The organism is Mycolicibacterium madagascariense (assembly GCF_010729665.1).
Lineage (GTDB): Bacteria > Actinomycetota > Actinomycetes > Mycobacteriales > Mycobacteriaceae > Mycobacterium > Mycobacterium madagascariense.
In genome coordinates, this window is the sequence record NZ_AP022610.1 from 1,208,665 (window position 1) to 1,229,554 (window position 20,890).

At 70.0% G+C, this 20,890-nt stretch carries 23 protein-coding genes; 12 read left to right on the forward strand and 11 right to left on the reverse strand.

Annotated elements, in window-relative coordinates:
* Positions 1–33: 33 nt before the first annotated feature.
* The 4 genes from rpsE (at position 34) to sppA (ending at position 3,374) form a co-directional block, all read left to right on the forward strand.
* Entirely contained in the window at positions 34–729 is a 696-nt protein-coding gene (gene rpsE, locus G6N60_RS05680) for a 30S ribosomal protein S5 (RefSeq protein ID WP_372510929.1), read from the forward strand.
* 2 nt (positions 730–731) lie between these two features.
* Entirely contained in the window at positions 732–920 is a 189-nt protein-coding gene (rpmD, locus tag G6N60_RS05685) for a 50S ribosomal protein L30 (RefSeq protein ID WP_163733740.1), read from the forward strand.
* Between the two features lies 1 nt (position 921).
* On the forward strand, positions 922–1,368 hold the full coding sequence (rplO, locus tag G6N60_RS05690) for a 50S ribosomal protein L15 (RefSeq protein WP_163733743.1): 447 nt from the start codon (positions 922–924) through the stop codon (positions 1,366–1,368).
* Between the two features lie 209 nt (positions 1,369–1,577).
* The gene (gene sppA, locus G6N60_RS05695; protein WP_163733746.1) at positions 1,578–3,374 is read left to right on the forward strand and encodes a signal peptide peptidase SppA; all 1,797 of its coding nucleotides are present in this window, start codon (positions 1,578–1,580) and stop codon (positions 3,372–3,374) included.
* Here sppA and G6N60_RS05700 read toward each other — a convergent pair.
* Genes G6N60_RS05700 through G6N60_RS05715 form a run of 4 tightly spaced genes read right to left on the reverse strand, consistent with a single transcriptional unit; the run spans position 3,371 to position 7,030 of the window.
* On the reverse strand, positions 3,371–4,273 hold the full coding sequence (locus tag G6N60_RS05700; protein WP_163733749.1) for a class I SAM-dependent methyltransferase: 903 nt from the start codon (positions 4,271–4,273) through the stop codon (positions 3,371–3,373). The genes sppA and G6N60_RS05700 overlap by 4 nt on opposite strands.
* 11 nt (positions 4,274–4,284) lie before the next feature.
* Entirely contained in the window at positions 4,285–5,184 is a 900-nt protein-coding gene (locus G6N60_RS05705; protein ID WP_163733752.1) for a class I SAM-dependent methyltransferase, read from the reverse strand.
* The gene (locus G6N60_RS05710) at positions 5,181–6,101 is read right to left on the reverse strand and encodes a class I SAM-dependent methyltransferase (RefSeq protein ID WP_179969644.1); all 921 of its coding nucleotides are present in this window, start codon (positions 6,099–6,101) and stop codon (positions 5,181–5,183) included. Before G6N60_RS05710 ends, G6N60_RS05705 begins: the two co-directional genes overlap by 4 nt.
* The gene (locus tag G6N60_RS05715; RefSeq protein WP_372511039.1) at positions 6,098–7,030 is read right to left on the reverse strand and encodes an SAM-dependent methyltransferase; all 933 of its coding nucleotides are present in this window, start codon (positions 7,028–7,030) and stop codon (positions 6,098–6,100) included. Before G6N60_RS05715 ends, G6N60_RS05710 begins: the two co-directional genes overlap by 4 nt.
* 278 nt (positions 7,031–7,308) lie before the next feature.
* Here G6N60_RS05715 and secY point away from each other — a divergent pair, with 278 nt between their 5' ends.
* The 6 genes from secY to G6N60_RS05745 are packed head-to-tail and all read left to right on the forward strand — an operon-like array spanning position 7,309 to position 11,804.
* Entirely contained in the window at positions 7,309–8,631 is a 1,323-nt protein-coding gene (gene secY, locus G6N60_RS05720) for a preprotein translocase subunit SecY (RefSeq protein ID WP_163733755.1), read from the forward strand.
* Positions 8,628–9,173 carry an adenylate kinase gene (locus tag G6N60_RS05725; RefSeq protein ID WP_163733758.1) on the forward strand — a complete coding sequence of 182 codons (546 nt, stop codon included), beginning with the start codon at positions 8,628–8,630 and terminating at the stop codon, positions 9,171–9,173. The genes secY and G6N60_RS05725 overlap by 4 nt, the downstream gene beginning before the upstream one ends.
* Positions 9,174–9,177: 4 nt before the next feature.
* Complete coding sequence (map, locus tag G6N60_RS05730) at positions 9,178–9,975, forward strand: type I methionyl aminopeptidase (RefSeq protein ID WP_163733761.1); 798 nt, start codon at positions 9,178–9,180, stop codon at positions 9,973–9,975.
* A 52-nt stretch (positions 9,976–10,027) separates the two neighbouring features.
* The gene (locus G6N60_RS05735; protein ID WP_163733764.1) at positions 10,028–10,543 is read left to right on the forward strand and encodes a sigma-70 family RNA polymerase sigma factor; all 516 of its coding nucleotides are present in this window, start codon (positions 10,028–10,030) and stop codon (positions 10,541–10,543) included.
* Positions 10,540–11,283 (forward strand): anti-sigma factor family protein, encoded by a 744-nt coding sequence (locus tag G6N60_RS05740; RefSeq protein WP_163733767.1) that lies wholly within the window; start codon positions 10,540–10,542, stop codon positions 11,281–11,283. The genes G6N60_RS05735 and G6N60_RS05740 overlap by 4 nt, the downstream gene beginning before the upstream one ends.
* A gap of 17 nt (positions 11,284–11,300) precedes the next feature.
* The gene (locus G6N60_RS05745) at positions 11,301–11,804 is read left to right on the forward strand and encodes a MarR family transcriptional regulator (RefSeq protein ID WP_163733770.1); all 504 of its coding nucleotides are present in this window, start codon (positions 11,301–11,303) and stop codon (positions 11,802–11,804) included.
* 9 nt (positions 11,805–11,813) lie between these two features.
* Here G6N60_RS05745 and G6N60_RS05750 read toward each other — a convergent pair whose 3' ends face one another.
* Positions 11,814–12,782: an NmrA/HSCARG family protein gene (locus G6N60_RS05750; protein WP_163733773.1), complete on the reverse strand. Its 969-nt coding sequence runs from the start codon at positions 12,780–12,782 to the stop codon at positions 11,814–11,816.
* A 101-nt stretch (positions 12,783–12,883) separates the two neighbouring features.
* Here G6N60_RS05750 and G6N60_RS05755 point away from each other — a divergent pair, with 101 nt between their 5' ends.
* Positions 12,884–13,357 carry a MarR family winged helix-turn-helix transcriptional regulator gene (locus tag G6N60_RS05755; protein WP_163733776.1) on the forward strand — a complete coding sequence of 158 codons (474 nt, stop codon included), beginning with the start codon at positions 12,884–12,886 and terminating at the stop codon, positions 13,355–13,357.
* On the opposite strand, the gene G6N60_RS05760 is transcribed toward G6N60_RS05755, so the two are convergent.
* The 3 genes from G6N60_RS05760 to G6N60_RS05770 all read right to left on the reverse strand — a co-directional run bounded on the left by G6N60_RS05760 (position 13,354) and on the right by G6N60_RS05770 (position 16,334).
* The gene (locus G6N60_RS05760; protein ID WP_163733779.1) at positions 13,354–14,337 is read right to left on the reverse strand and encodes a magnesium and cobalt transport protein CorA; all 984 of its coding nucleotides are present in this window, start codon (positions 14,335–14,337) and stop codon (positions 13,354–13,356) included. The two genes, G6N60_RS05755 and G6N60_RS05760, sit on opposite strands and share 4 nt — an antisense overlap.
* Before the next feature lie 114 nt (positions 14,338–14,451).
* Entirely contained in the window at positions 14,452–15,681 is a 1,230-nt protein-coding gene (locus G6N60_RS05765; protein WP_163733782.1) for a GAF domain-containing sensor histidine kinase, read from the reverse strand.
* On the reverse strand, positions 15,678–16,334 hold the full coding sequence (locus G6N60_RS05770; protein ID WP_163733785.1) for a response regulator: 657 nt from the start codon (positions 16,332–16,334) through the stop codon (positions 15,678–15,680). The genes G6N60_RS05765 and G6N60_RS05770 overlap by 4 nt, the downstream gene beginning before the upstream one ends.
* Positions 16,335–16,439: 105 nt before the next feature.
* On the opposite strand from G6N60_RS05770, the gene G6N60_RS05775 reads away from it, so the two are divergent.
* A complete protein-coding gene (locus G6N60_RS05775) occupies positions 16,440–17,198 on the forward strand; it encodes an HAD hydrolase-like protein (RefSeq protein ID WP_163733788.1) in 759 nt (252 codons plus the stop codon).
* Here G6N60_RS05775 and mmsB read toward each other — a convergent pair.
* The 3 genes from mmsB to G6N60_RS05790 are packed head-to-tail and all read right to left on the reverse strand — an operon-like array spanning position 17,184 to position 20,765.
* Positions 17,184–18,059, reverse strand: a complete 876-nt coding sequence (gene mmsB, locus G6N60_RS05780) for a 3-hydroxyisobutyrate dehydrogenase (protein ID WP_163733791.1) — start codon at positions 18,057–18,059, stop codon at positions 17,184–17,186. The genes G6N60_RS05775 and mmsB overlap by 15 nt on opposite strands.
* Positions 18,060–18,077: 18 nt before the next feature.
* Positions 18,078–19,229, reverse strand: a complete 1,152-nt coding sequence (locus tag G6N60_RS05785) for an acyl-CoA dehydrogenase family protein (RefSeq protein ID WP_163733794.1) — start codon at positions 19,227–19,229, stop codon at positions 18,078–18,080.
* 15 nt (positions 19,230–19,244) lie between these two features.
* Positions 19,245–20,765 (reverse strand): CoA-acylating methylmalonate-semialdehyde dehydrogenase, encoded by a 1,521-nt coding sequence (locus G6N60_RS05790; protein ID WP_163733798.1) that lies wholly within the window; start codon positions 20,763–20,765, stop codon positions 19,245–19,247.
* Positions 20,766–20,890 lie beyond the last annotated feature (125 nt).

A 20,890-nucleotide genomic window follows, 5' to 3' on the forward strand; every position in this document is an offset into this window, starting at 1 on the left:
GACTTGCAGCATGATTCGAAACGGAAGGACTGTCTGATGGCCGATCAGCCAACAGCAGGAACCGGAACCGGCGCCGGAGCCACCAACACCGGTCGGCCCCCGCGCGGCGGCGGCGGTGACCGCGACGGCCGTGGTCGTCGCGACGACCGCGGTGGCCGTGGCGGCCGCGACGGCGGAGAGAAGAGCAACTTCCTCGAGCGCGTCGTCGCCATCAACCGCGTGTCCAAGGTGGTCAAGGGTGGTCGGCGCTTCAGCTTCACCGCCCTCGTCATCGTTGGCGACGGCAACGGCATGGTCGGTGTCGGCTACGGCAAGGCCAAGGAAGTTCCTGCCGCGATCGCCAAGGGCGTCGAGGAGGCTCGCAAGAGCTTCTTCCGCGTGCCCCTGATCGGCGGCACCATCGTGCACCCCGTCCAGGGTGAGGCGGCCGCGGGCGTGGTCATGCTGCGCCCCGCCAGTGCGGGTACCGGCGTCATCGCCGGCGGCGCGTGCCGCGCGGTGCTGGAATGCGCTGGCGTGCACGACATCCTGGCCAAGTCGCTGGGTAGCGACAACGCGATCAACGTGGTGCACGCCACCGTGGCCGCGCTGAAGATGATCCAGCGTCCGGAAGAAGTCGCCGCGCGTCGCGGGCTCCCGCTCGAGGACGTCGCCCCGTCGAGCATGCTCAAGGCGCGGCGTGAAAGCGAAGCGCTGGCCGCCGCGGCAGCGCGTGACGGATCGGCGTAGCAATGGCATCGGAGAAGACAGTCAAGATCACCCAGGTGCGCAGCACCGTCGGGGCACGCTGGAAGCAGCGCGAAAGCCTGCGGAGTCTCGGACTTCGCAAGATCAGTCAGAGCGTGGTCCGCGAGGACAACGCCCAGACGCGTGGCCTGCTCGCCGTGGTTAACCATCTCGTGACCGTTGAGGAGGCGTGACATGAGCGACGTCATCAAGTTGCACGACCTGAAGCCCGCCCCCGGGTCCAAGACCGCCAAGACCCGCGTCGGTCGTGGTGAGGGCTCGAAGGGTAAGACCTCGGGCCGTGGCACCAAGGGCACCAAGGCCCGCAAGAACGTCCCCGTGACGTTCGAGGGTGGCCAGATGCCGATCCACATGCGGCTGCCGAAGCTCAAGGGCTTCAAGAACCGGTTCCGCACCGAGTACGAGGTCGTCAACGTCGCGGACCTGAACCGTCTGTTCCCCAACGGCGGCACCGTCGGCGTCGACGAGCTGGTGGCGTCGGGCGCGGTCCGCAAGAACAGCCTGGTGAAGGTCCTCGGCGACGGCAAGATCGCCGTCAAGGTCGACGTCACCGCCCACAAGTTCAGTGGCAGCGCGCGCGAGAAGATCAGCGCCGCAGGCGGTTCCGCGACCGAACTGTAAGTCTCGACGAATGGGGCCCTCGCTGCGGCGGGGGCCCCTTTCGCGTCCGCCCCCGTACGTTCCCCTGCGCGAGCAGACGTTAAAGCGCCGCGACACGCCGGTAGTGGGGCACATGTGCGGCTGCTCGCGGGGACGACGTCGGGCGCGCGGGAGAAGCGCACCCCCTTGTGCCACGAGCCCCCCGGGAGTGCCGTCGGTAGGCTCGCGTCATGTTGAGCTTTCTCACCGACGTGCCGGGTACCGGCGAGCTGCGCGCGATCGTCCGCAAGGTCGACACCGCGCGGCACCACGGCGTACCCCGCGGGTGCGTGCTCGAAGTCGACCTGCAGTCGGTGCCGCAGGAGTCCGGCGGGTTCGACCCGCTGGCCATCCTCAGCGGGGGCAAGCCACTGCTGCTGCGCGAAGCCGTCGCCGCGATCCGGCGAGCCGCCAAGGACGACCGGGTCGCCGCGCTGATCGCCCGCGTGCAGGTGGCCGCCGCCTCGCCGGGGCCCGTGCAGGAACTGCGCGCGGCCATCGTCGAGTTCAGCGCACACAAGCCGTCCCTCGCCTGGGCCGAGACCTACCCGGGCACCATGTCCTACTACCTGGCGTCGGCGTTCCGCGAGGTGTGGATGCAGCCGTCGGGCACCGTCGGGCTGGTCGGGTTCGCCACCAACGCGCTGTTCCTGCGGGATGCGTTGGACAAGGCAGGAATTCAGGCGCAGTTCATCGCGCGCGGTGAGTACAAGTCCGCGGCGAACCTCTTCACGCAGGAGAGCTACACCGAATCCCACCGCGAGGCCGACGCCCGTCTGATCGAGAGTCTGCACGAGCAGGTGCTGGCGGCCGTGGCGGAGTCGCGGCACCTCGAGGCCGCCGACGTCGACGCGCTCGCCGACCGGGCGCCGCTGCTGCGTGAGGACGCCGTCACCGCGCGCCTCGTCGACCGGATCGGCTTCCGCGACGAGGCATACGCCCGGATCGCCGAACTGGGTGCCGCTGCGGGCAGCACGTGGGAGGCGGCCGCGCCCGACGCCTCGGCCGACGACCCGGACGCCCCGCCGCGACTGTTCCTGTCGCGCTACGCCCGCGCCGGCCTGCCGACCCCCGCGCCGTCGCTGCCCGGTCGCAAGGCCCGGCCGACGATCGCCGTCGTGACCCTGGCCGGGCCCATCGTCAGCGGCCGCGGTGGCCGGACCCTGTCCCCGCTGGGCACCTCGAGCGCGGGTGGGGACACCATGGCCGCGGCGCTGCGCGAGGCGGCCGCCACCGACGACGTGGCCGCGGTGGTGCTGCGGGTCGACAGCCCCGGTGGCTCGGTCACCGCGTCGGAGACGATCTGGCGCGAGGTGGTCCGGCTGCGCGCGGCGGGCACCCCCGTCGTGGCGTCGATGGGCGCCGTCGCCGCCTCCGGCGGTTACTACGTCTCGATGGCGGCCGACGCGATCGTCGCCAACGCCGGCACCATCACCGGCTCGATCGGCGTCATCACCGGCAAGCTGATTGCCAAGGACCTCAAGGAGCGCCTGGGCATCGGCTCGGATGCGGTGCGCACCAACCGCAATGCGGATGCGTGGTCGGTCAACGCGCCCTTCACCGACGAGCAGCATGCCCGCGTCGCGGCGGAGGCCGATTTGTTCTACACCGACTTCGTCCAGCGGGTCGCCGACGGCCGCGGCATGACCGTCGAGGCGGTCGACGCCGTCGCGCGCGGGCGCGTCTGGACGGGTGCCGACGCCCTGGACCGTGGCCTCGTCGACGAACTCGGCGGGCTGCAGACGGCGATCGAACGGGCCAAGGTGCTGGCCAGCGTAGACGCCGACGCCGACGTCAAGCTGCTGACGCTGCCGGGGTCGTCGCTGCTGGACGTGCTGCGGCCCAAGCCGTCGTCCCAACCGGCCGCGGCGTCACTGCCCGATGCCGTCGGAGCGCTGCTCGGCCGGTCGGCGGTAGCGCTGCTCGGTCAGGCCGAGCGATCGTTGACCGGGGTCAACGCACTGTGGCTGGGTGGCTACACGTTCTAGCCGCGCAGCACCGCGCTGACGTAGGCGAGATCGGCCCACATGGCCGACATCTCGTCATCGGGGAAGTCGAAACCGTGGAGCGCGTGGCCTTCTCGCATGGGCAGGGTCGAGGTCTCCCAGCCGCGCACCGCGAGGTACTCCACCACGTGGCTGCGGTCGCCCTGGTACACCAGATCGGCCATCTCGATGTCGGAACCCAGCGCCTTGAGCCGATCCGACATCGCCTTGGACCGCTCGTCGGTGAACGCCGACAGATCCGGCACGTGCTCGGTGGCCAACCGGCTGCCCGGCGCCGAGAGCGCGGTGATGTCGTCGAACAGCTTGTCCTGTGCCTCCGGCGGCAGGTAGATGAGCAGGCCCTCGGCGCTCCACGCGGTCGGCTGGGTGGGATCGAAACCGTTGTCGCGCAGGGCCTTCGGCCAGTCGTCGCGGAGGTCGATCGCGACGGTACGGTGGGTGGCGGTCGGCGCGGCGCCGATCTTCGCCAGCGTGGTGGTCTTGAACTCGATGACCTCGGGCTGGTCCACCTCGAACACCGTCGTGCCCGTGGGCCAGGGGAGTCGGTACCCGCGGGCGTCCAGACCGGAGGCGAGGATGACGGCCTGGCGCACGCCCGCATCGGCGGCGTCGGTGAACATCTGATCGAAGAAGCGGGTGCGCACGGCCATGCTCTCGGCCGCGCGCAGCGGTGTGAAGCCGGGTTCGACGGCGGTGAGATCGAGCTCGCCGTCGAGCAGGCGGTCGAACATCTCGACCCCGACGGCGCGCACCAGCGGCTCGGCGTACGGGTCGTCGATCAGCTTCTCGCGGTGGCCCAGTGCGCGCTGTGCCGCCACCATCGTGGCGGTCGCTCCGACACTGGAGGCCAGATCCCAGGTGTCGCCTTCGGTCCGTGCCATGGTCGTCTCCTCTAGGTCAGCGTTGCGGTCAGGTAGCCGGAATCCCCGCCGAAACCGGCCAATTCGTCGTCGGGAAGGTCGAACCCCTGGGCGGCGTAGGCCGCGGCGGTGCTCAGGATCTCGGTCCGCCATCCGTGCTCGGACAGGTAGTCGGCGGCGCTGTTGCGGTCGCCGAGGTAGAACAGCTTGGTCAGATCGATGGTCGAGCCCACGCGCTGCGAGCGCTGCGTCAACTTCTCGGCCCAGTCGTCCGGCAGGTCACCCATGTTCATGTGCTCGGTCGCGATCCGGCTGCCCGGGGCCGACAGTGCGGTGACGTCGTCGAAGAGCCGGTCCTGCGCGTCGGGCGGCAGGTACACGAGCAGCCCCTCGGCGCTCCACGCCGTGGGCAGGCCGGCGTCGAAACCGGCCTCCCGCAACGCCGTTGGCCAATCCTCGCGCAGGTCGATCGACACGGTGTGCCGCTGCGCGGTCGGTTCGGCGCCGAGGTCGGCGAGCGTGCGCGTCTTGAACGCGATCACCTCGGGCTGGTCGATCTCGAAGACCGCGGTGCCCGCGGGCCACGGCAGCCGGTACGCCCTGGTGTCGAGACCCGAGGCGAGGATGACGGCCTGTCGGATGCCGGATTCGCCTGCGGCGACGAAGAAGTCGTCGAAGTACCGGGTCCGCACGGCCATCTGCTCGTTCATCGCCCGGCGGTTCAGCAGCGGATCGTCCTCACCGCGACTCTCGCCGTCGACCATCCTGATGAAGGCCTCGACGCCGACGGCTCGGACGAGCGGTTCGGCCCACGGGTCGTCGAGCAGCGCGTCGGGACCCTGCGACGCGGTCGCGCGCGACGCGGCCACGGCGGTCGCGGTGGCCCCGACGCTGGACGCCAGGTCCCAGGTGTCGTCGTCGGTGCGGGTCATCGGTGGTCTCCCTCGGTCAGGGTCGCGACGACGGCGAGCGAGTCGCGCAGCTGGCTCAGAGCGTCGGTCTCGGGGAAGGTGCGGCCGTAACCGGCGAACACCTCGGGCCGGGTGCGGGCCGCCACGTCCCAACCCTTGCCGGTGAGGTAGTCGACGACCGAGGCGCGTTCGCCGTCGTAGACCAGGTCGGGCATGTGCAGGTCGAAACCCTGTGCGCGCCATGGCGCGGTGGCCGCGTCGATGCGGTCACCGGTCAGCATGCCGCCGGCGGGGTGATACTCGGTGGCCAGTCGGCTGCCCGGAGCGCTGAGCGCGGTGATCTCGTCGAACAGCCGGTCCTGGGCCTCCGGCGGCAGGTACACCAAAAGCCCCTCGGCGCTCCACGCGGTCGGCAGCGACGCGTCGAAGCCCGCCGCGGTCAGGGCGGCGGCCCAGTCGTCGCGCAGGTCGACGGCCACCGCGCGGCGGTCGGCCGTGGGGACGGCGCCGATCGCCGTCATCGCCGCGGTCTTCGCCCCGATGACGTCGGGCTGGTCGATCTCGAAGACGACGGTGCCCGCGGGCCACGGCAGCCGGTAGGCGCGGGAGTCCAGACCGGAGGCCAGGATGACGGCCTGGCGCACGCCGGCGATGCCGGAGTCGGTGAAGAAGTCGTCGAAGAAGCGGGTGCGGACCGCCATCACGTCGGTCATGGTCTGCGCGACACCGCCGTCGTCGGAGTCCGACGTCGTGATCTCGCCGTCGACGAGCTTGGTGAAGAAGTCGATGCCGACCGCGCGGACCAGGGGTGCCGCATACGGGTCGTCGATCAGGGGGTCGGGTTCGGACGAGGCGAGCGCGCGGGCGGCCGCCACCATCGTCGCGGTCGCCCCGACGCTGGAGGCGAGGTCCCAGCTGTCGGCGTCGGAGCGGCTCACCGCGCACCTCCCCGCGTGCCGGTGATGTAGCGCATGTCGGCGAAGCCCGCCATGTCCTCGTCGTCGAACGGCGGGAGGTCGTGGGCGGCGAACAGCTCGCGCAGGGTGCGGCCGCCGACGTCCCAGCCGTGCCGGGTCAGGTACTCGGCGGCCTCGTTGCGGTCGCCGAAGTAGACCAGCTCGGTCAGGTCGAGGTCGAACCCGTGTTGCCGCCAGTGCTCGGCGACGCCCTGCATGCGCTCGCGCAGTCGGGTCTCGTTCTCGGGGTCCTGCGTGGGCGCGCTCTCGGTGGCGATGCGGCTGCCCGGCGCACTGAGCGACGTGATCGTGTCGAGCAGGACGTCCTGCGCCTCGGGCGGCAGGTACCCGAGTAGGCCCTCGGCACTCCACGCCGTCGGCTTGGTCGGGTCGAACCCGGCTTGGAGCAGGGCGGCCGGCCAGTCGTCGCGCAGGTCGACGGCCACCGGACGGCGGTAGGCGGTGGGCGCGGCGCCCAGTTCGGCCAGCGTGCGGCTCTTGAAGTCGATGACGTCGGGCTGATCGATCTCGTACACCGTCGTCCCGGCGGGCCACGGCAGCCGGTAGGCGCGGGAGTCCAGACCCGAGGCGAGGATGACGGCCTGGGTGACGCCCGCCGCGGCGGCCGCGAGGAAGAAGTCGTCGAAGAACACGGTGCGGACCGCCATGTTGTCGGCCATGCGCGCCATCCCGATCGCGCCGTCGCCGCCGAGCTCGGCCGCGGCCAGCTCACCGGTGGCCAGGCGGGTCAGCACGTCGACGCCGACCGCGCGCACCAGCGGTTCGGCGAACGGGTCGTCGATCAGGGAATGCTCGGCGCGGCTCGCCAGCGCGCGCGCCGCAGCGACCATCGTCGCCGTCGCGCCGACACTGGAGGCGAGGTCCCAGCTGTCGCCATCGGTCCGTGTCACTGCCGCCTCCGTACTATTAGTTAGCTAATGTAATGAGCCGGTTGCGACTGTACGCCGCCAACCTGGAAACGCCGTCCCGCGCCGGGGTACCTCGTGCGGATGAGGGTCGGAGGGGTCGCAACTGTTACCCTCGTAGACTGTTCCCACGCACGATTTGCGCTGGCCGCAGGCATCCCTGCGCGGCGGTGGATTGATCGCGCAGGACTTACCCACAACGCGCTGGTCGGACCAGCCCCATCGGCACGCCGCGACTCGAGCCCGGCTGCGCAGGAGGAAGAGTGCTTTCGGCTTTCATCTCGTCATTGCGGACGGCCGACCTCCGACGGAAGATTCTCTTCACCCTCGGCATCGTCATCCTCTACCGGTTCGGCGCCACGCTGCCGTCCCCCGGCGTCAACTACCCCAACGTGCAGGCGTGCATCAAGCAGGTCAGCGGCGGTGACTCGGCGCAGATCTACTCGCTGATCAACCTGTTCTCCGGCGGCGCGCTACTGCAGTTGTCGGTTTTCGCGGTCGGCGTCATGCCCTACATCACCGCGAGCATCATCGTGCAGCTGCTGACCGTCGTCATCCCGCGGTTCGAGCAACTGCGTAAGGAAGGCCAGTCCGGCCAGGCCAAGATGACGCAGTACACGCGGTACCTGGCCGTGGCGCTGGCGCTGCTGCAGGGCACCTCGATCGTGGCCCTGGCCGCCAACGGCGGACTGCTGCAGGGCTGCTCCCTGAGCATCATCTCCAACTCGTCGATCTTCACCCTCGTCGTCATCGTCATGGTGCTCACCGCGGGCGCCTCGCTGGTGATGTGGATGGGCGAGCTGGTCACCGAGCGCGGCGTCGGCAACGGCATGTCGCTGCTGATCTTCGCCGGCATCGCCGCCCGCATCCCGTCGGAGGGCAAGACGATCCTCGACAGCCGCGGGGGCATCACCTTCGCGCTCGTCTGCGTCGCCGCGCTCGTCATCATCATCGGCGTCGTGTTCGTCGAGCAGGGTCAGCGCCGCATCCCGGTGCAGTACGCCAAGCGCATGGTCGGACGCCGGATGTACGGCGGCACGTCGACCTACCTGCCCCTGAAGGTCAACCAGGCCGGCGTCATTCCCGTCATCTTCGCGTCGTCGCTGATCTACATACCGCACCTGATCACCCAGCTGATCCAGGGCGGCGCAGGCACGGGCACCGGCTGGTGGGACAAGTTCGTCGCGAACTATCTGACCAACCCGGCCAGTCCCGTCTACATCGCGATCTACTTCGGCCTCATCGTGTTCTTCACGTACTTCTACGTGTCGATCACGTTCAACCCCGACGAGCGCGCCGACGAGATGAAGAAGTTCGGCGGGTTCATCCCCGGCATCCGCCCCGGCAAACCCACTGCGGACTATCTCAAGTACGTTCTAGGTCGCATCACCCTGCCCGGCTCGATCTACCTCGGTGTGATCGCCGTCCTGCCCAACCTCTTCCTGGAGATCGGCAACACCGGCACCGTGCAGAACCTGCCCTTCGGCGGCACTGCGGTGCTGATCATGATCGGCGTCGGCCTGGACACGGTGAAGCAGATCGAAAGCCAGCTGATGCAGCGCAACTACGAAGGGTTCCTCAAGTGAGAATCGTTTTGTTGGGACCGCCGGGCGCGGGCAAGGGCACGCAGGCCGAGAAGCTGTCGGAGAAGCTGGGCATCCCGCACGTCTCCACGGGCGACCTCTTCCGCCACAACATCAGCAACGAGACCGAGCTGGGCCTGGAGGCGAAGAAGTACCTCGACGCCGGTGACCTGGTCCCCGCGACGCTCACCAACGCGCTCGTCGAGGATCGGATCGCCGACGACGACGCGGCCGCGGGGTTCATCCTCGACGGCTACCCCCGCTCGGTGGAGCAGGCCGAGGCGCTGCGCGAGATCCTGGCCAAGCACGACCACCAGCTCGACGCCGTCATCGAGTTCCGCGTCTCCGAGGACGAGCTGCTCACCCGGCTCAAGAGCCGTGGCCGCGCCGACGACACCGACGACGTCATCCTCAACCGCATGAAGGTCTACCGCGACGAGACCGCACCGCTGCTGGACTACTACGCCGACGAGCTGAAGACGGTCGACGCCGTCGGATCCCTCGACGAGGTGTTCGCCAGAGCGCTGCGCGCACTCGGCCAGTAGTCCGATGATCGGACTGCCCGGCCTGCGCGCCCGAAAGGTCGTCCCGCAGCGCACACCCGGTGAGCTCGACGCGATGGCGGCCGCCGGTGCACTGGTGGCCTCGGCCCTGCGGGCCGTTCGCCAGGCCGCGCGGCCCGGGGTGTCGACGGGGGACCTCGACGCCATCGCCGAGTCGGTCATCCGAGACGGCGGGGGCATTCCGTCGTTCCTCGGTTATCACGGCTTCCCGGCCAGCATCTGTTCGTCGGTCAATGCGCGTGTGGTGCACGGCATTCCGTCAGCCGACGAGATCCTCGCCGCGGGGGACCTGGTGTCGATCGACTGCGGCGCGATCCTCGACGACTGGCATGGCGACTCCGCCGTCACCTTCGGAATCGGCGCGTTGATCGACGCCGACGAGGCGCTGTCGGAGGCCACCCGCTCGAGCATGGAGTCCGGCATCGCCGCGATGGTGCCCGGCAACCGACTGACCGACGTATCGCACGCCATCGAGGCCGGGACCCACGCAGCCGAGGCCCGCGACGGTCGCAAGTACGGCATCGTCGCCGGGTATGGCGGCCATGGCATCGGCAGGAGCATGCACATGGACCCGTTCCTGCCCAACGAGGGCGCCCCCGGCCGGGGGCCGTACCTCGCGGCGGGTTCGGTGCTGGCGATCGAACCGATGCTGACCCTCGGCACCACGAAGACCGTGGTGCTCGAGGACGAGTGGACGGTCGTCACGGCCGACGGCACCCGCGCGGCGCACTGGGAGCACACCGTCGCCGCGACCGATGACGGCCCCCGCATCCTGACGCTGTAGTCCGCGGTGAACCAGACCGCCTCCCGCGACGTGTCAGAGGCGGAGGTACTGCATGGACGATCCGGAGGCCGCGATGATGCGGGTGCTCTACGACGAGCATGCCGCCGCACTGTGGCGCTACGCCCTGCGTCTGACGGGTGATCAGGCCCGCGCGGAGGACGTCGTGCAGGAGACCCTGTTGCGCGCGTGGCGGCACCCCGAGGTCGCCGACGACGCCGAGCGTTCGGCGCGGGCCTGGCTGTTCACGGTCGCGCGCAACCTGATCATCGACGAGCGGCGCAGCGCGCGGTACCGCCACGAGTCGCAGACGGCGGACGTCGCGGTGGTCGCCGATCGCGCCGGGCCCGACGACGTCGACACCGCGCTGGACAAGCTGCTGCTCGGCACCGCGCTGAGCCAGCTCTCCGACGATCACCGCGCAGTGATCCTGCGCGCGTACTACCAGGGCTGGAGCGTCGCGCAGACCGCAGCCGACCTGCGGATCGCCGAGGGGACGGTGAAGTCGCGGTTGCACTACGCGGTGCGGGCGCTGCGCTTGAGTTTGCAGGAGATGGGGGTGACGCGATGACGCAACCGGGGGAGGCCCACGGCGTCGAGCGGGTCGGTGGGGATCGCTACGCGACGTGGGACGCAGCGTACGTGCTCGGTTCGCTGTCGAGCGGCGAGCGCCGCGAATTCGAGGCGCACCTGGCGACGTGCGCCGGGTGCCGCGCGGCGGTCGCAGAACTCAGCGGCGTCCCCGCGCTGCTCGGCCTGCTCGACGTCGAGGACGTGCGGGGCATCGGCGGGGCGCAGCCGGAACCGCCGCCGCTGCGACCGGAGGTCCTGCAGACGGTGCTGGACCGGGTCCGGTGGCGCCGGCGCCGGTCGCGGTGGCTGATGGCCGCAGCGGTCGGGGTGGCCGCCGCACTGCTCGCCGTCGGACTGGTCGTCGTGATCCGCCCCGAGCTGGTCGGTCTCACGAACGGCGCGTCGACGGAGGTCTCCGCCGCGCAACTGCCGATGAACCAGCTGGCGCCGACGTCGGTCCGGGCGACCGTGGCACTGAGCAGCTTCGTCTGGGGCACCCGCGTCGACATGGTGTGCACGTACGGTCGGTGGACCGGGCACGTCGACGAAGCGCCGAGCACCCTGGCCATGGTGGTCGTCGGCCGTGACGGCAGCCGGACGCAGATCGCCACCTGGCTGGGTCTCTCGGGCGCCACCGCGCTGCCCAGTGGCAACACCACGATGCCGAAGGATCACATCGCCTCGGTGCAACTGGTCTCCCTCGACTCCGGAAGGGTGCTGCTCGAACGGCGGTGGTGAGTGCGGTATGAAGGGGCGTGTCGTCGCACCCCGCCAAGCGTGATCCGATCGCCGCGGCGCGCGCCAACTGGGAACGCTCGGGGTGGGGCGACGTCGCGGGCGGGATGGTCGCGGTCACCTCGGTGATGCGGGCCCACCAGATCCTGCTGGCCCGCGTCGAGACGGCGCTGCGCCCCTACGATCTGTCGTTCTCGCGGTTCGAACTGCTGCGGCTGCTGGCGTTCAGCAGCACCGGCGCGCTGCCCATCACCAAGGCGTCGGACCGGTTGCAGGTGCACGTCACCAGCGTGACCCACGCGATCCGGCGGCTGGAGGGCGACGGTCTGGTGCAACGCATCCCGCACCCCACCGACGGCCGAACCACGTTGGTGCGCATCACCGATCTCGGTCGGTCGACCGTCGAGGACGCCACCACCACCCTCAATGCCGAGGTGTTCGGCGATCTCGGGATGTCGGCCGACGAGTCGACGGCATTGGCGGCCGCGATCGAGACGTTGCGCCGCCACGCCGGCGACTTCTAGGTCCGCGCGTCAGGGGCGCGCAATCGTGGTGTCCGGCAAGGCAAGCCAGTCGCGGAACGAGAGCAGGCCCGGGTTGAGCTCCCGCACCTTGGCGAGATCGCGGTCGCCGACGAAGCGCTCCGCGTTGCGCGCGTAGTACTGGAACATGTTGCCCATCTCGACTGCGCCGGGGAAGCCTTGCGCCCGGAATGCCTCCCACGTCAGCGGTCGGTAATAGACCTGCTCGCCGAGGGCGTCGCCGAGGGCCGCCGCGTACTGGTCGCCGGTCAGGTGATCACCCGCGATGCTGACGGTCGTGCCGACGAATTCCTTTCCGCGCCTGAAGATTTCGAATGCCGTCCTGCCGATGTCGCCGACGGCGATGCCCGCCAACTCTCGGTCGGCCATCGGAAGTGTCAGCACCAGCGCGCCGTCGTCACCCCTGATCGGTCCCATCGACTCGGCGAAGCCCTCGAAGAACAGCGTGGTGCGCAGAAAGGTCGTCGGGACGTCGTATTCGGTGAATAACGCGTCGGCTTCGGCCTTCGCGTCGAAGTGCGGCACCGTGTAGACCTCGTCGACGGTCGGCACGTCGGGGTCCTGCCCGAGCACGTCCCTGGTGTCCTCCAGCGTGGACCAGATGACGTGCCCGACCCCGGCCTGCTTGGCGGCCCGCGCCGCGACGTCGGCCTGGGCCAGTTCCCTGGCCGCCCGCGTGCGAATCGCCGCGTCCTCCGGCGTCTGGTCTGCCCAGTAGTTGGTGACGACGAAGGCGCCGGCCGCGCCCTCGAAGGCTGCCCGCATGCTGGCGCCGTCCTCGAGATCGGCCTCGACGACTTCCGCGCCGGCGTCGGCCAGTTCGCGCGCTCGCGGGGATCGTGCGCTGCGGGTGAGGGCGCGCACGGCGAACTCGTGCCGTGGGTCCTCGAGGATGGCCCGCACCAGTCCGCCGCCCTGCGATCCGGTCGCTCCGACGACTGCGATCACGTTCTCGTTCATGTCGTTTCCCCTCTCTCTACGGTTTGGGTTGATATGTCAACCCGATACTGACTGTAGCCGTTCGGGTTGATATGTCAACCCAATGGGCTAGGCTCGTCGTCATGGCACGAAGGGCGCGACTCGATGACGACGAGCTGACGGCGTGGCGGAGCTTCGTCGAGATGCGGCACCTCTTGGAGAGGCACCTGATGTGGCATCTCCAACAGGAGTTCGGACTCTCGGGTCCCGACTTCGAAGTCCTGGTCAACCTCTCGGAGGCTCCGGGTGAGCGGCTGCGGGCCTTCGAGCTCGGCCGCGCCACGCAGTGGGAGAAGAGCCGAATGTCGCACCACCTCAGCCGGATGGAGAAGCGTGGCCTGGTGCGCCGCGAGGCCTCGGATGCGCGCTATCCCGACGTCGTCCTCACCGATGCGGGCCGCGACGCCATCGCGGCGGCGGCGCCGGCGAACGCCGCCAGGGTCCGCGAGCTGTTCGTCGACGTCGTGGGGCCCGAGCGACTAGCGGTCATCGGCGCCGCGTCGGACGACGTCGTCGCCGCCATCCAACGACACCTCGGCGAAGACTGCCCCGGCTAGAGCCAGTGCTTGCGATGGAACGTGCGGTACATCAGCCCGGTGATCACCAGGATCAGCACCAGCAGACCGGGATAGCCCCACGTCCAATGCAATTCGGGCATGTCGGCGAACCGCATCCCGTAGATGCCCGCCAGCGTCGTCGGCACGGCGCCGATCGCGGCCCATGCCGAGATCTTGCGCATGTCCGCGTTCTGCCGGGTGCCCTCCCGCCCGTACGCCGTGTCCAGCAGGGAGTCGAGCAACGCCTCGGTGGCGGTGATGCGTTCGACGGCGTGGACGTTCTGCTGCATGACGTCGTGCATGTCGTGGCGCAGGTCGGTCGAGATCCAGTCGCCGTGCTCCGCGGCGAACTGACGCAGGGCGAACGTCAGCGGTTCGATCGACCTGCGCATGCGCACCACTTCCCGTTTCAGGAAGTAGATGCGCTCGATGTCGCCGTCGACGGTCTGCGAGAACACCCTCTCCTCGGCGAGGTCGGCCTCCTGGCGAATCTGTGTGGCGACCTGCAGGTAGTCGCTGACGACGCGGTCGGCAATCGCGTGCATCACCTCGGCGGGCGTGGGTATCGCCGAGTGCTCGACGGCTCTGCGCACCTCGGCGATCGCGGGGTGCGCACCCCTGGCGCAGGTGATCAGGAAGTCGTGTCCGACGAAGACGGCGAGTTGACCGTCGCCGGCGCTCTCCCCGCCGAGGGGGCGCAGCGTCCGCATCGAGATCACCAGATGGTCGTCGTACCATTCGACCTTCGGGCAGGCCCGTGGGCGCACGGTGTGTTCCACCGCGAGCGGGTGGAGGTCGAAAGTGTCTGCGAGGGAACGCATCTGGTGATCGTCGGGGTTCTCGAGACTGAGCCATACGAAGCCTCGCCCGGTTTCCCGCACCCGCGCCAGGGCGTCCTCGTAGGTCGGCGCGTCGCCTTGGCGTACGCCGTCGACGTAGACGCCGTGGTGTTCGGCGCCGCGTGACTCGAGCGATGACATTGGCGGCCTCTCGTCGGGCGGGCCGGTCGCCGGGCTACCGCGCTTCGAGTATCGCCGTGCCGAGGTGCTCGAGGCAGCGCTGGGCAGCCAATTGTCAGCTCTTGCCAAGGCCTTTCACGTGGAGTGGACCGGTACGGACGGCAGCGGAATGGTCGCCGTCACCGCGGTCCCCGAACCCGGTCGTGACCGGATGTTGAGTCGGCCGCCGACGATTTCGGCGCGTTCGGCCATCGACAGCAGCCCGTAGCCGCCCATCTCGTCACCGCCGAGGGGATGCTCGAACGTGTCGAAGCCGACGCCGTTGTCGACGATCTCCAACCGCGCCACGTCCTCGCTCACCGAGAACGTCAGGCTCGCATTGGTGGCGCCCGCATGCTTGACGACGTTCTGCAGGCACTCCTGGGCGATGCGGTAGAGAGCGATCTCGATGTGGTCGGGCAGCCGCGCGTCGGCGAGGTCGACGTCGATGAAGAGGCCGACGGCCACCTGCGGGATGGACCGGGCCAGGCTCGCCAGCCCGCCGGCCAGGCCGAGGTCGTCGAGCACCGGCGGGCGCAGCCCTCCGATCGCGGCGCGCGCCTCCTGCAGGGTCAAATCCACCAATTCCCGTGCCAGTCCCAGTTGTTCGGCCGCCTCGGAGCCCTCGCCGATCGCCCTGCTCGCCGCATCCAGCCGGTAGGACAGCGTCACCAGCCGCTGGGAGATGCCGTCGTGAATGTCACCGGCGAGCCGACGGCGCTCCATCTCCTGGGCCTCGATGACCTGCTCGACGAAGTTCTCGTGCGCGCGTTCGCGGGCCACCAGCTGCCGGTGCAGCCGGGCCTGGTGCATCGCGCCGGCAATGAGCCTGCCGATCACCAGCAGGAGTTCGACGTCGCGGTCGGCGAATTCGCGGCGCTCGACGGTGTGCACGTTGAGCACGCCGACCAGGCCGCCGGGCTCGGTCTCCATCGGTACCGACACCATCGACGTGAAGTCAGAACCGCGCAGCGACTCGAACGGCAGGTAGCGGGGATCGTCCTCCTTGTCGTGGATGATGACGACCGGCTCCCGCACCCGCGCCACCCAGCCGGACACGCCCTGACCGAGCGGTAACCGAATCTTGCCGACCTGGCTGTCGAAGGGCGGCGTCGCGCCCGTCAGCGTGAGGGACTGCTCGGCGTCGTCGAGCACGTGCACGAAGCAGACGTCGGTGCCGGTCGCCGCGGTGATCATCCTGGCGGCGGCCTCGGCGAGCGGCTCGACGCCGGGACCGCGCGACGCCGCCTGAATGAGCTCGCGCAGCAGCGCCAGCTCGCGGTCGGCGTCGACGAGGTCGCGGACGGCGTTCGGCTTGGCGGTCATCGGTAGATCCCCTCCCGCAGCGCCGTCGCCACGGCACCGGTGCGGTCGGTGACGCCGAGTTTGCGGTAGATCGCCCGCAGGTGGGTCTTGACGGTCTCGTCGCCGATCACCAGCTTGGTGGCGATGCCCCGGTTGGACAGCCCGTCGACGACGTAGGAGAGGATCTCGCTCTCGCGCTGGGTCAGGCCTTGCCGTGCGCCAGGCCAGAACTCGTCGCGCTGCAACCGGGCGGCGGTGTCGACGGCGCGGGCCGCCATGACGGGGTCGATCGCGGTCTTGCCCGCGTGGGCGAACTCCAGCTGGCGCACCAGCTCGTCGCTGCCGATGCTCTTCAGCAGGTAGCCCGCTGCGCCCACCCGCAACGCCTGGAACAGGTACTGCTCGTCGTCGTAGACCGACAGCATGACGACCTTGCGGGCGGGATCGCGGTGGCGCAGCGCCGCGCACAGGTCGAGCCCGCTGGAGCCCTGCATGCGGACGTCGCACAGCACGATGTCGGGATCCAGGTCGGCGACGACGCCCATCGCCCGGTCCGCGCCGACGGCCTGCCCGACGACCTCGACGCGTTCGCCGAAGGCCGTCAGCATGGCCTTGAGCCCCTCGATGACCATCTCGTGGTCGTCGACGAGCACGAGGCGCACGGGACCCGACATGGCCCGAGCTTAGAACCCGCGGCCGGGCGGGTGACCGAACTTGACGGGTTCAATCCCCCGGATGGGGGAGGCGCCGCGGGTGTGACACGAGCCACTCTGTGAGCCATGTCGGTGACACTGGAGAAGACGTGGCGGGCGGGTCGGTTCTGGTGGGATTCGTCCCGCCCCAGCGACGCCGATCCGCAGCCGCTGCGCGCACTGATCTTCGATCTCGACGCGCTCGCCGACGTCGAGGTCGGCGGACACCGGTGCGCCTTCAACGCGGCCTTCGCGGCGCACGGACTACCGCTGCACTGGTCTGCCGCGCGGTATCGCAAGCTGCTGGCCCTCGGAGACGAACGGCAGCGGGTGGCGGCCGAGCTGCGGGCGCGCGGCGTGTGCACGGAGTGCGACGTGCTGGCCCGGGTGCTGATCGACGACGTCTGCACCACCAAGGCAATGCTCGTCGACGAGACGATGCTCGGCTGCGACCTCGACCCCCGACCGGGTCTGGTCGAGCTGATCACGGAGGGCTACACCGCGGGGGTGGCCGTCGGCGTGGTCGCCGACGGGCGGCGGTCCTGGGTGCAGCCGCTGGTGCGCCAACTGGTCGGGGACGGGTTGGTCGACACCGTCGTCACCGCCGACGACGTGAGCACCCCCGCCGACGCCTACCGCCTCGCGCTCGCCGAGTTGGGCGCGCCCGCGCACGACACGCTGGCGTTCGCGGGCACGCGGGCCGGCGTGCGCAACGCGCTCACCGCCGGGCTGGCCGCGGAGGTCGTCGGCCCCGAGGCGCGGGCCGACTACGACGGGCTGCGCCTGGCGGACTGTCGGCGGCTACGGGGCCGGTTCGCGGCGGGCGGACGCTCAGCTGCCGCGTAGCAGCTCGATGACGGCGCTGAAGTCCTCACCGGCGTGGTCGGTGACGAACTCGGCGTAGATCTGCGCGGCGTGCGTGCCCAGCGGTGCCTGCGACCCGGTGGACTGCACCGCCGCCATCGCCAGGCCGAGATCCTTGTGCATCAGCGCCGTCGCGAAGCCCGGTGTGAAGTCATGGTTGGCCGGTGACGTCGGAACCGGGCCTGGCACAGGGCAATTGGTGTGCACCGACCAGCAGTTGCCGGTCGCGCCGGTGATGACGTCGAACAGCGACTGCGCGGACAGTCCGAGCTTCTCGGCGAGCACGAACGCTTCGCCGACGGCGATCTGCTGCACGGCCAGCACCATGTTGTTGCACAGCTTGGCGCTCTGCCCGTTGCCCGATCCGCCACAGTGAATGATCTTGCCCGCCATGGGTTCCAGCACGGGCCTGGCCCGTTCGACGGCCGCGTCGTCGCCGCCGACCATGAACGCCAGCGTGCCCGCGGTCGCGCCCTTGACCCCGCCCGACACGGGTGCGTCGATCTGGGCGTGGCCGTGCTCGATCGCCTGTGCATTGACGGCGCGCGCGTCCTCGACGGAGATGGTCGAGGTGTCGATGAACAGCGTGCCCGGCGTGGCCGCGGGCAGGACCTCGGCGTAACAGGCCGTCACGATGGCGCCGCTCGGTAGCGACGTGATCACCACGTCGGCCCCGGCGACGGCCGCCGCAGCGCCGTCGAAGACCTTGGCGCCCTTGGCCTCTGCGGCCGACGCCAACGCGGGCACCGGGTCGAAGCCGTGCACGGTGTGCCCGGCGCCGACCAGGTTGGCCGCCATCGGGCCGCCCATGTTGCCCAGCCCTAGGAATGCAATCGTCGCCATCTGTTCATCCCTTCCGGTTCACGATGCGCGGGCAGCTTCAGCCCGGCCGATCACCACGCGCATGATCTCGTTGGTCCCCTCCAGGATGCGGTGCACCCGCAGATCGCGAACGATCTTCTCCAGCCCGTACTCCCGCAGATAGCCGTAACCGCCGTGCAGCTGCAGAGCCTGGTCGGCCACGTCGAAGCAGGCGTCGGTCACATAGCGCTTGGCCATGGCGCACAGCTCGACCTTGTCGGGGTGGCCGGCGTCCAGCGCAGAAGCCGCCCGCCACAACAGGTTTCGCGACGCCTCCAGTGCCGTGGCCATGTCGGCGAGCGTGAAGCGGATGGTCGGCTCGTCGAGCAGGCGCATGCCGAACGCCTCCCGGTCGGCGAGGTAGGCCACCGCCTTGTCGTAGGCGGCCTGAGCCCCGCCGAGCGAGCAGGCCGCGATGTTGATCCGGCCGCCGTTGAGGCCGTTCATCGCGATGCCGAAGCCCGTACCCTCGCTGCCGCCCAGCAGGGCATCGACCGGGACCCGGGCGCCCTCGAAGACGACCTGCGCGGTCGGCTGGGCGTTCCAGCCCATCTTGACCTCGTCGGCGCCGAAGCTCACCCCCGGGGTGTCCTTGCCGACGACGAACGCCGAGATGCCGCGGGGTCCCTCGCCGCCGGTGCGCGCCATCACCACGTAGACGTCGGAAGCGCCTGCGCCGGAGATGAATTGCTTGACCCCGTCGAGCACGTAGTGGTCGCCGTCGCGAACGGCCCTGGTGCGCAACGCCGCGGCGTCCGAACCGGCGCCCGGCTCGGTGAGGCAGTAGCTGGCGATGAGCTCCATCGACGCCAGCCGGGGCACCAGCGCCTTGCGCTGCTCGTCGGTGCCGTAGGTGTCCACCATCCACGCGCACATGTTGTGGATCGACAGGAACGCCGCCGTCGTCGGATCGGCGACCGCGAGCTGCTCGAAGATGCGCACCCCGTCGAGGCGACGCAGCCCGCTGCCGCCGGAGTCCTCGCGGCAGTAGATCGCGGCCATGCCCAGCTCGGCGGCCGCGCGCAGCACGTCGACGGGGAAGTGCTTGTCGGCGTCCCACTCCAGGGCGTGCGGGGCGATGCGCTTGTCGGCGAATTCGGCTGCCGTCTCGGCGATCACGCGCTCGTCGTCGTCGAGCGCCAGGTAGTCCATGTCGGGAGGCCCGCGCTACTTCATGGTCGGGATGGAGAACTCGGCGCCATCCTTGATTCCCGACGGCCAGCGCTGCGTGACCGTCTTGACTTTGGTGTAGAAGATGATCGAGGCGGGGCCGTGCTGGTTGAGGTCACCGAAGCCGGAGCGCTTCCAGCCGCCAAAGGTGTGGTACGCCACGGGAACTGGGATCGGGACGTTGACGCCGACCATGCCGACCTGCACGCGCGAGACGAAGTCGCGGGCGGTGTCACCGTCGCGGGTGAAGATCGCGACGCCGTTGCCGTACTCGTGCTCGCTGGGCAGCGCCAGCGCCTCCTCGTAGCTGTCGGCCCGCACGATGCAGAGCACCGGCCCGAAGATCTCGTCGCGGTAGATCGACATGTCGGGGGTGACGTGGTCGAAGAGGGTCGGGCCGATGAAGAATCCGCCCTCGAGGCTGGCGTCGCCGAAGGTGAGGTCGTCGGCGCCGCGTTCGCGACCGTCGACGACGGCCTCGGCGCCCGCCTCGATGCCCTGGGCGATGTAGTCCTTCACCCGGGTGAGGGCGGCGGAGGTGACGAGTGGGCCGTAGTCGGCCTTGGGGTCGAGGCTGTGACCGACGCGCAGCTGGTTGACCCGCTCGACGAGCCGGTTGCGCAGGCGGTTCGCCGTTTCCTCGCCCACCGGCACCGCGACGCTGATCGCCATGCAGCGTTCACCCGCGCTGCCGTACCCGGCGCCGATCAGCGCGTCGACGGCCTGGTCGAGGTCGGCGTCGGGCATCACGATCATGTGGTTCTTCGCGCCGCCGAAGCACTGTGCGCGCTTGCCGTTGGCGGCCGCGGTCGAGTAGATGTACTGCGCGATGTCGGAGCTGCCCACGAAGCCGACGGCCTGGATGTCGGGGTGCGCCAGGATCGCGTCGACGGCCTCCTTGTCGCCGTGCACGACCTGGAAGACGCCCTTGGGCAGGCCCGCCTCCTCGAACAGCTCGGCCAGCCGGACCGGGACCGACGGGTCGCGCTCGCTGGGCTTGAGGATGAAGGCGTTGCCGCACGCCAGCGCCGGGCCCGCCTTCCACAGCGGGATCATCGCGGGGAAGTTGAACGGCGTGATGCCCGCGACGACGCCGAGCGGCTGCCGCAGCGAGTAGACGTCGATGCCGCCGCCGGCGCCCTCGGTGTACTCGCCCTTGAGCAGATGCGGGATGCCAATCGCGAACTCGATGACCTCGACGCCGCGCTGGATGTCGCCGTGCGCGTCGGCGACGGTCTTACCGTGTTCGAGGGACAGCAGCTCGGCCAGTTCGTCGGCGTCCCTGCGGACCAGCTCGACGAACTTCATCATCACCCGGGCCCGGCGCTGCGGGTTCCAGGCCGCCCACTCCTTCTGCGCCTCGACCGCGACGGCGACCGCGGCGTCGACCTCGGCTGCCGAGGCCAGCGGGACCTGGGCCTGCACCTCGCCGGTGCTGGGGTTGAGGACGTCGGCGGTGCGGCCGGAGGTGCCGTCGGTCCGCTGGCCGTCGAGGTAGTGCGAGATCAGGGTGGGCATGGCGAGCGTCCTTCGGCAGATGACACGATTACTAGGAGATCCTAGTAATGATCGTCGGACGCGCGCAAGGGTGTCGGGACGCCGAGTGTGCGGCATGTCGTCGCCCAGCGGGCCGATCGACGACG

Excerpts from the sequence above, each read along its gene's own strand:
- G6N60_RS05775 (WP_163733788.1), top strand. The coding sequence starts at position 16,440 with ATGTCGGTGACACTGGAGAAGACGTGGCGGGCGGGTCGGTTCTGGTGG.
- G6N60_RS05735 (WP_163733764.1), top strand. The coding sequence starts at position 10,028 with ATGGACGATCCGGAGGCCGCGATGATGCGGGTGCTCTACGACGAGCAT.
- G6N60_RS05785 (WP_163733794.1), bottom strand. The coding sequence starts at position 19,229 with ATGGACTACCTGGCGCTCGACGACGACGAGCGCGTGATCGCCGAGACG.
- G6N60_RS05740 (WP_163733767.1), top strand. The coding sequence starts at position 10,540 with ATGACGCAACCGGGGGAGGCCCACGGCGTCGAGCGGGTCGGTGGGGAT.
- G6N60_RS05750 (WP_163733773.1), bottom strand. The coding sequence starts at position 12,782 with ATGAACGAGAACGTGATCGCAGTCGTCGGAGCGACCGGATCGCAGGGC.
- map (WP_163733761.1), top strand. The coding sequence starts at position 9,178 with ATGATCGGACTGCCCGGCCTGCGCGCCCGAAAGGTCGTCCCGCAGCGC.
- G6N60_RS05770 (WP_163733785.1), bottom strand. The coding sequence starts at position 16,334 with ATGTCGGGTCCCGTGCGCCTCGTGCTCGTCGACGACCACGAGATGGTC.
- sppA (WP_163733746.1), top strand. The coding sequence starts at position 1,578 with ATGTTGAGCTTTCTCACCGACGTGCCGGGTACCGGCGAGCTGCGCGCG.
- G6N60_RS05755 (WP_163733776.1), top strand. The coding sequence starts at position 12,884 with ATGGCACGAAGGGCGCGACTCGATGACGACGAGCTGACGGCGTGGCGG.
- G6N60_RS05705 (WP_163733752.1), bottom strand. The coding sequence starts at position 5,184 with ATGACCCGCACCGACGACGACACCTGGGACCTGGCGTCCAGCGTCGGG.
- rplO (WP_163733743.1), top strand. The coding sequence starts at position 922 with ATGAGCGACGTCATCAAGTTGCACGACCTGAAGCCCGCCCCCGGGTCC.
- mmsB (WP_163733791.1), bottom strand. The coding sequence starts at position 18,059 with ATGGCGACGATTGCATTCCTAGGGCTGGGCAACATGGGCGGCCCGATG.
- G6N60_RS05760 (WP_163733779.1), bottom strand. The coding sequence starts at position 14,337 with ATGTCATCGCTCGAGTCACGCGGCGCCGAACACCACGGCGTCTACGTC.
- G6N60_RS05700 (WP_163733749.1), bottom strand. The coding sequence starts at position 4,273 with ATGGCACGGACCGAAGGCGACACCTGGGATCTGGCCTCCAGTGTCGGA.
- rpmD (WP_163733740.1), top strand. The coding sequence starts at position 732 with ATGGCATCGGAGAAGACAGTCAAGATCACCCAGGTGCGCAGCACCGTC.
- G6N60_RS05790 (WP_163733798.1), bottom strand. The coding sequence starts at position 20,765 with ATGCCCACCCTGATCTCGCACTACCTCGACGGCCAGCGGACCGACGGC.
- G6N60_RS05765 (WP_163733782.1), bottom strand. The coding sequence starts at position 15,681 with ATGACCGCCAAGCCGAACGCCGTCCGCGACCTCGTCGACGCCGACCGC.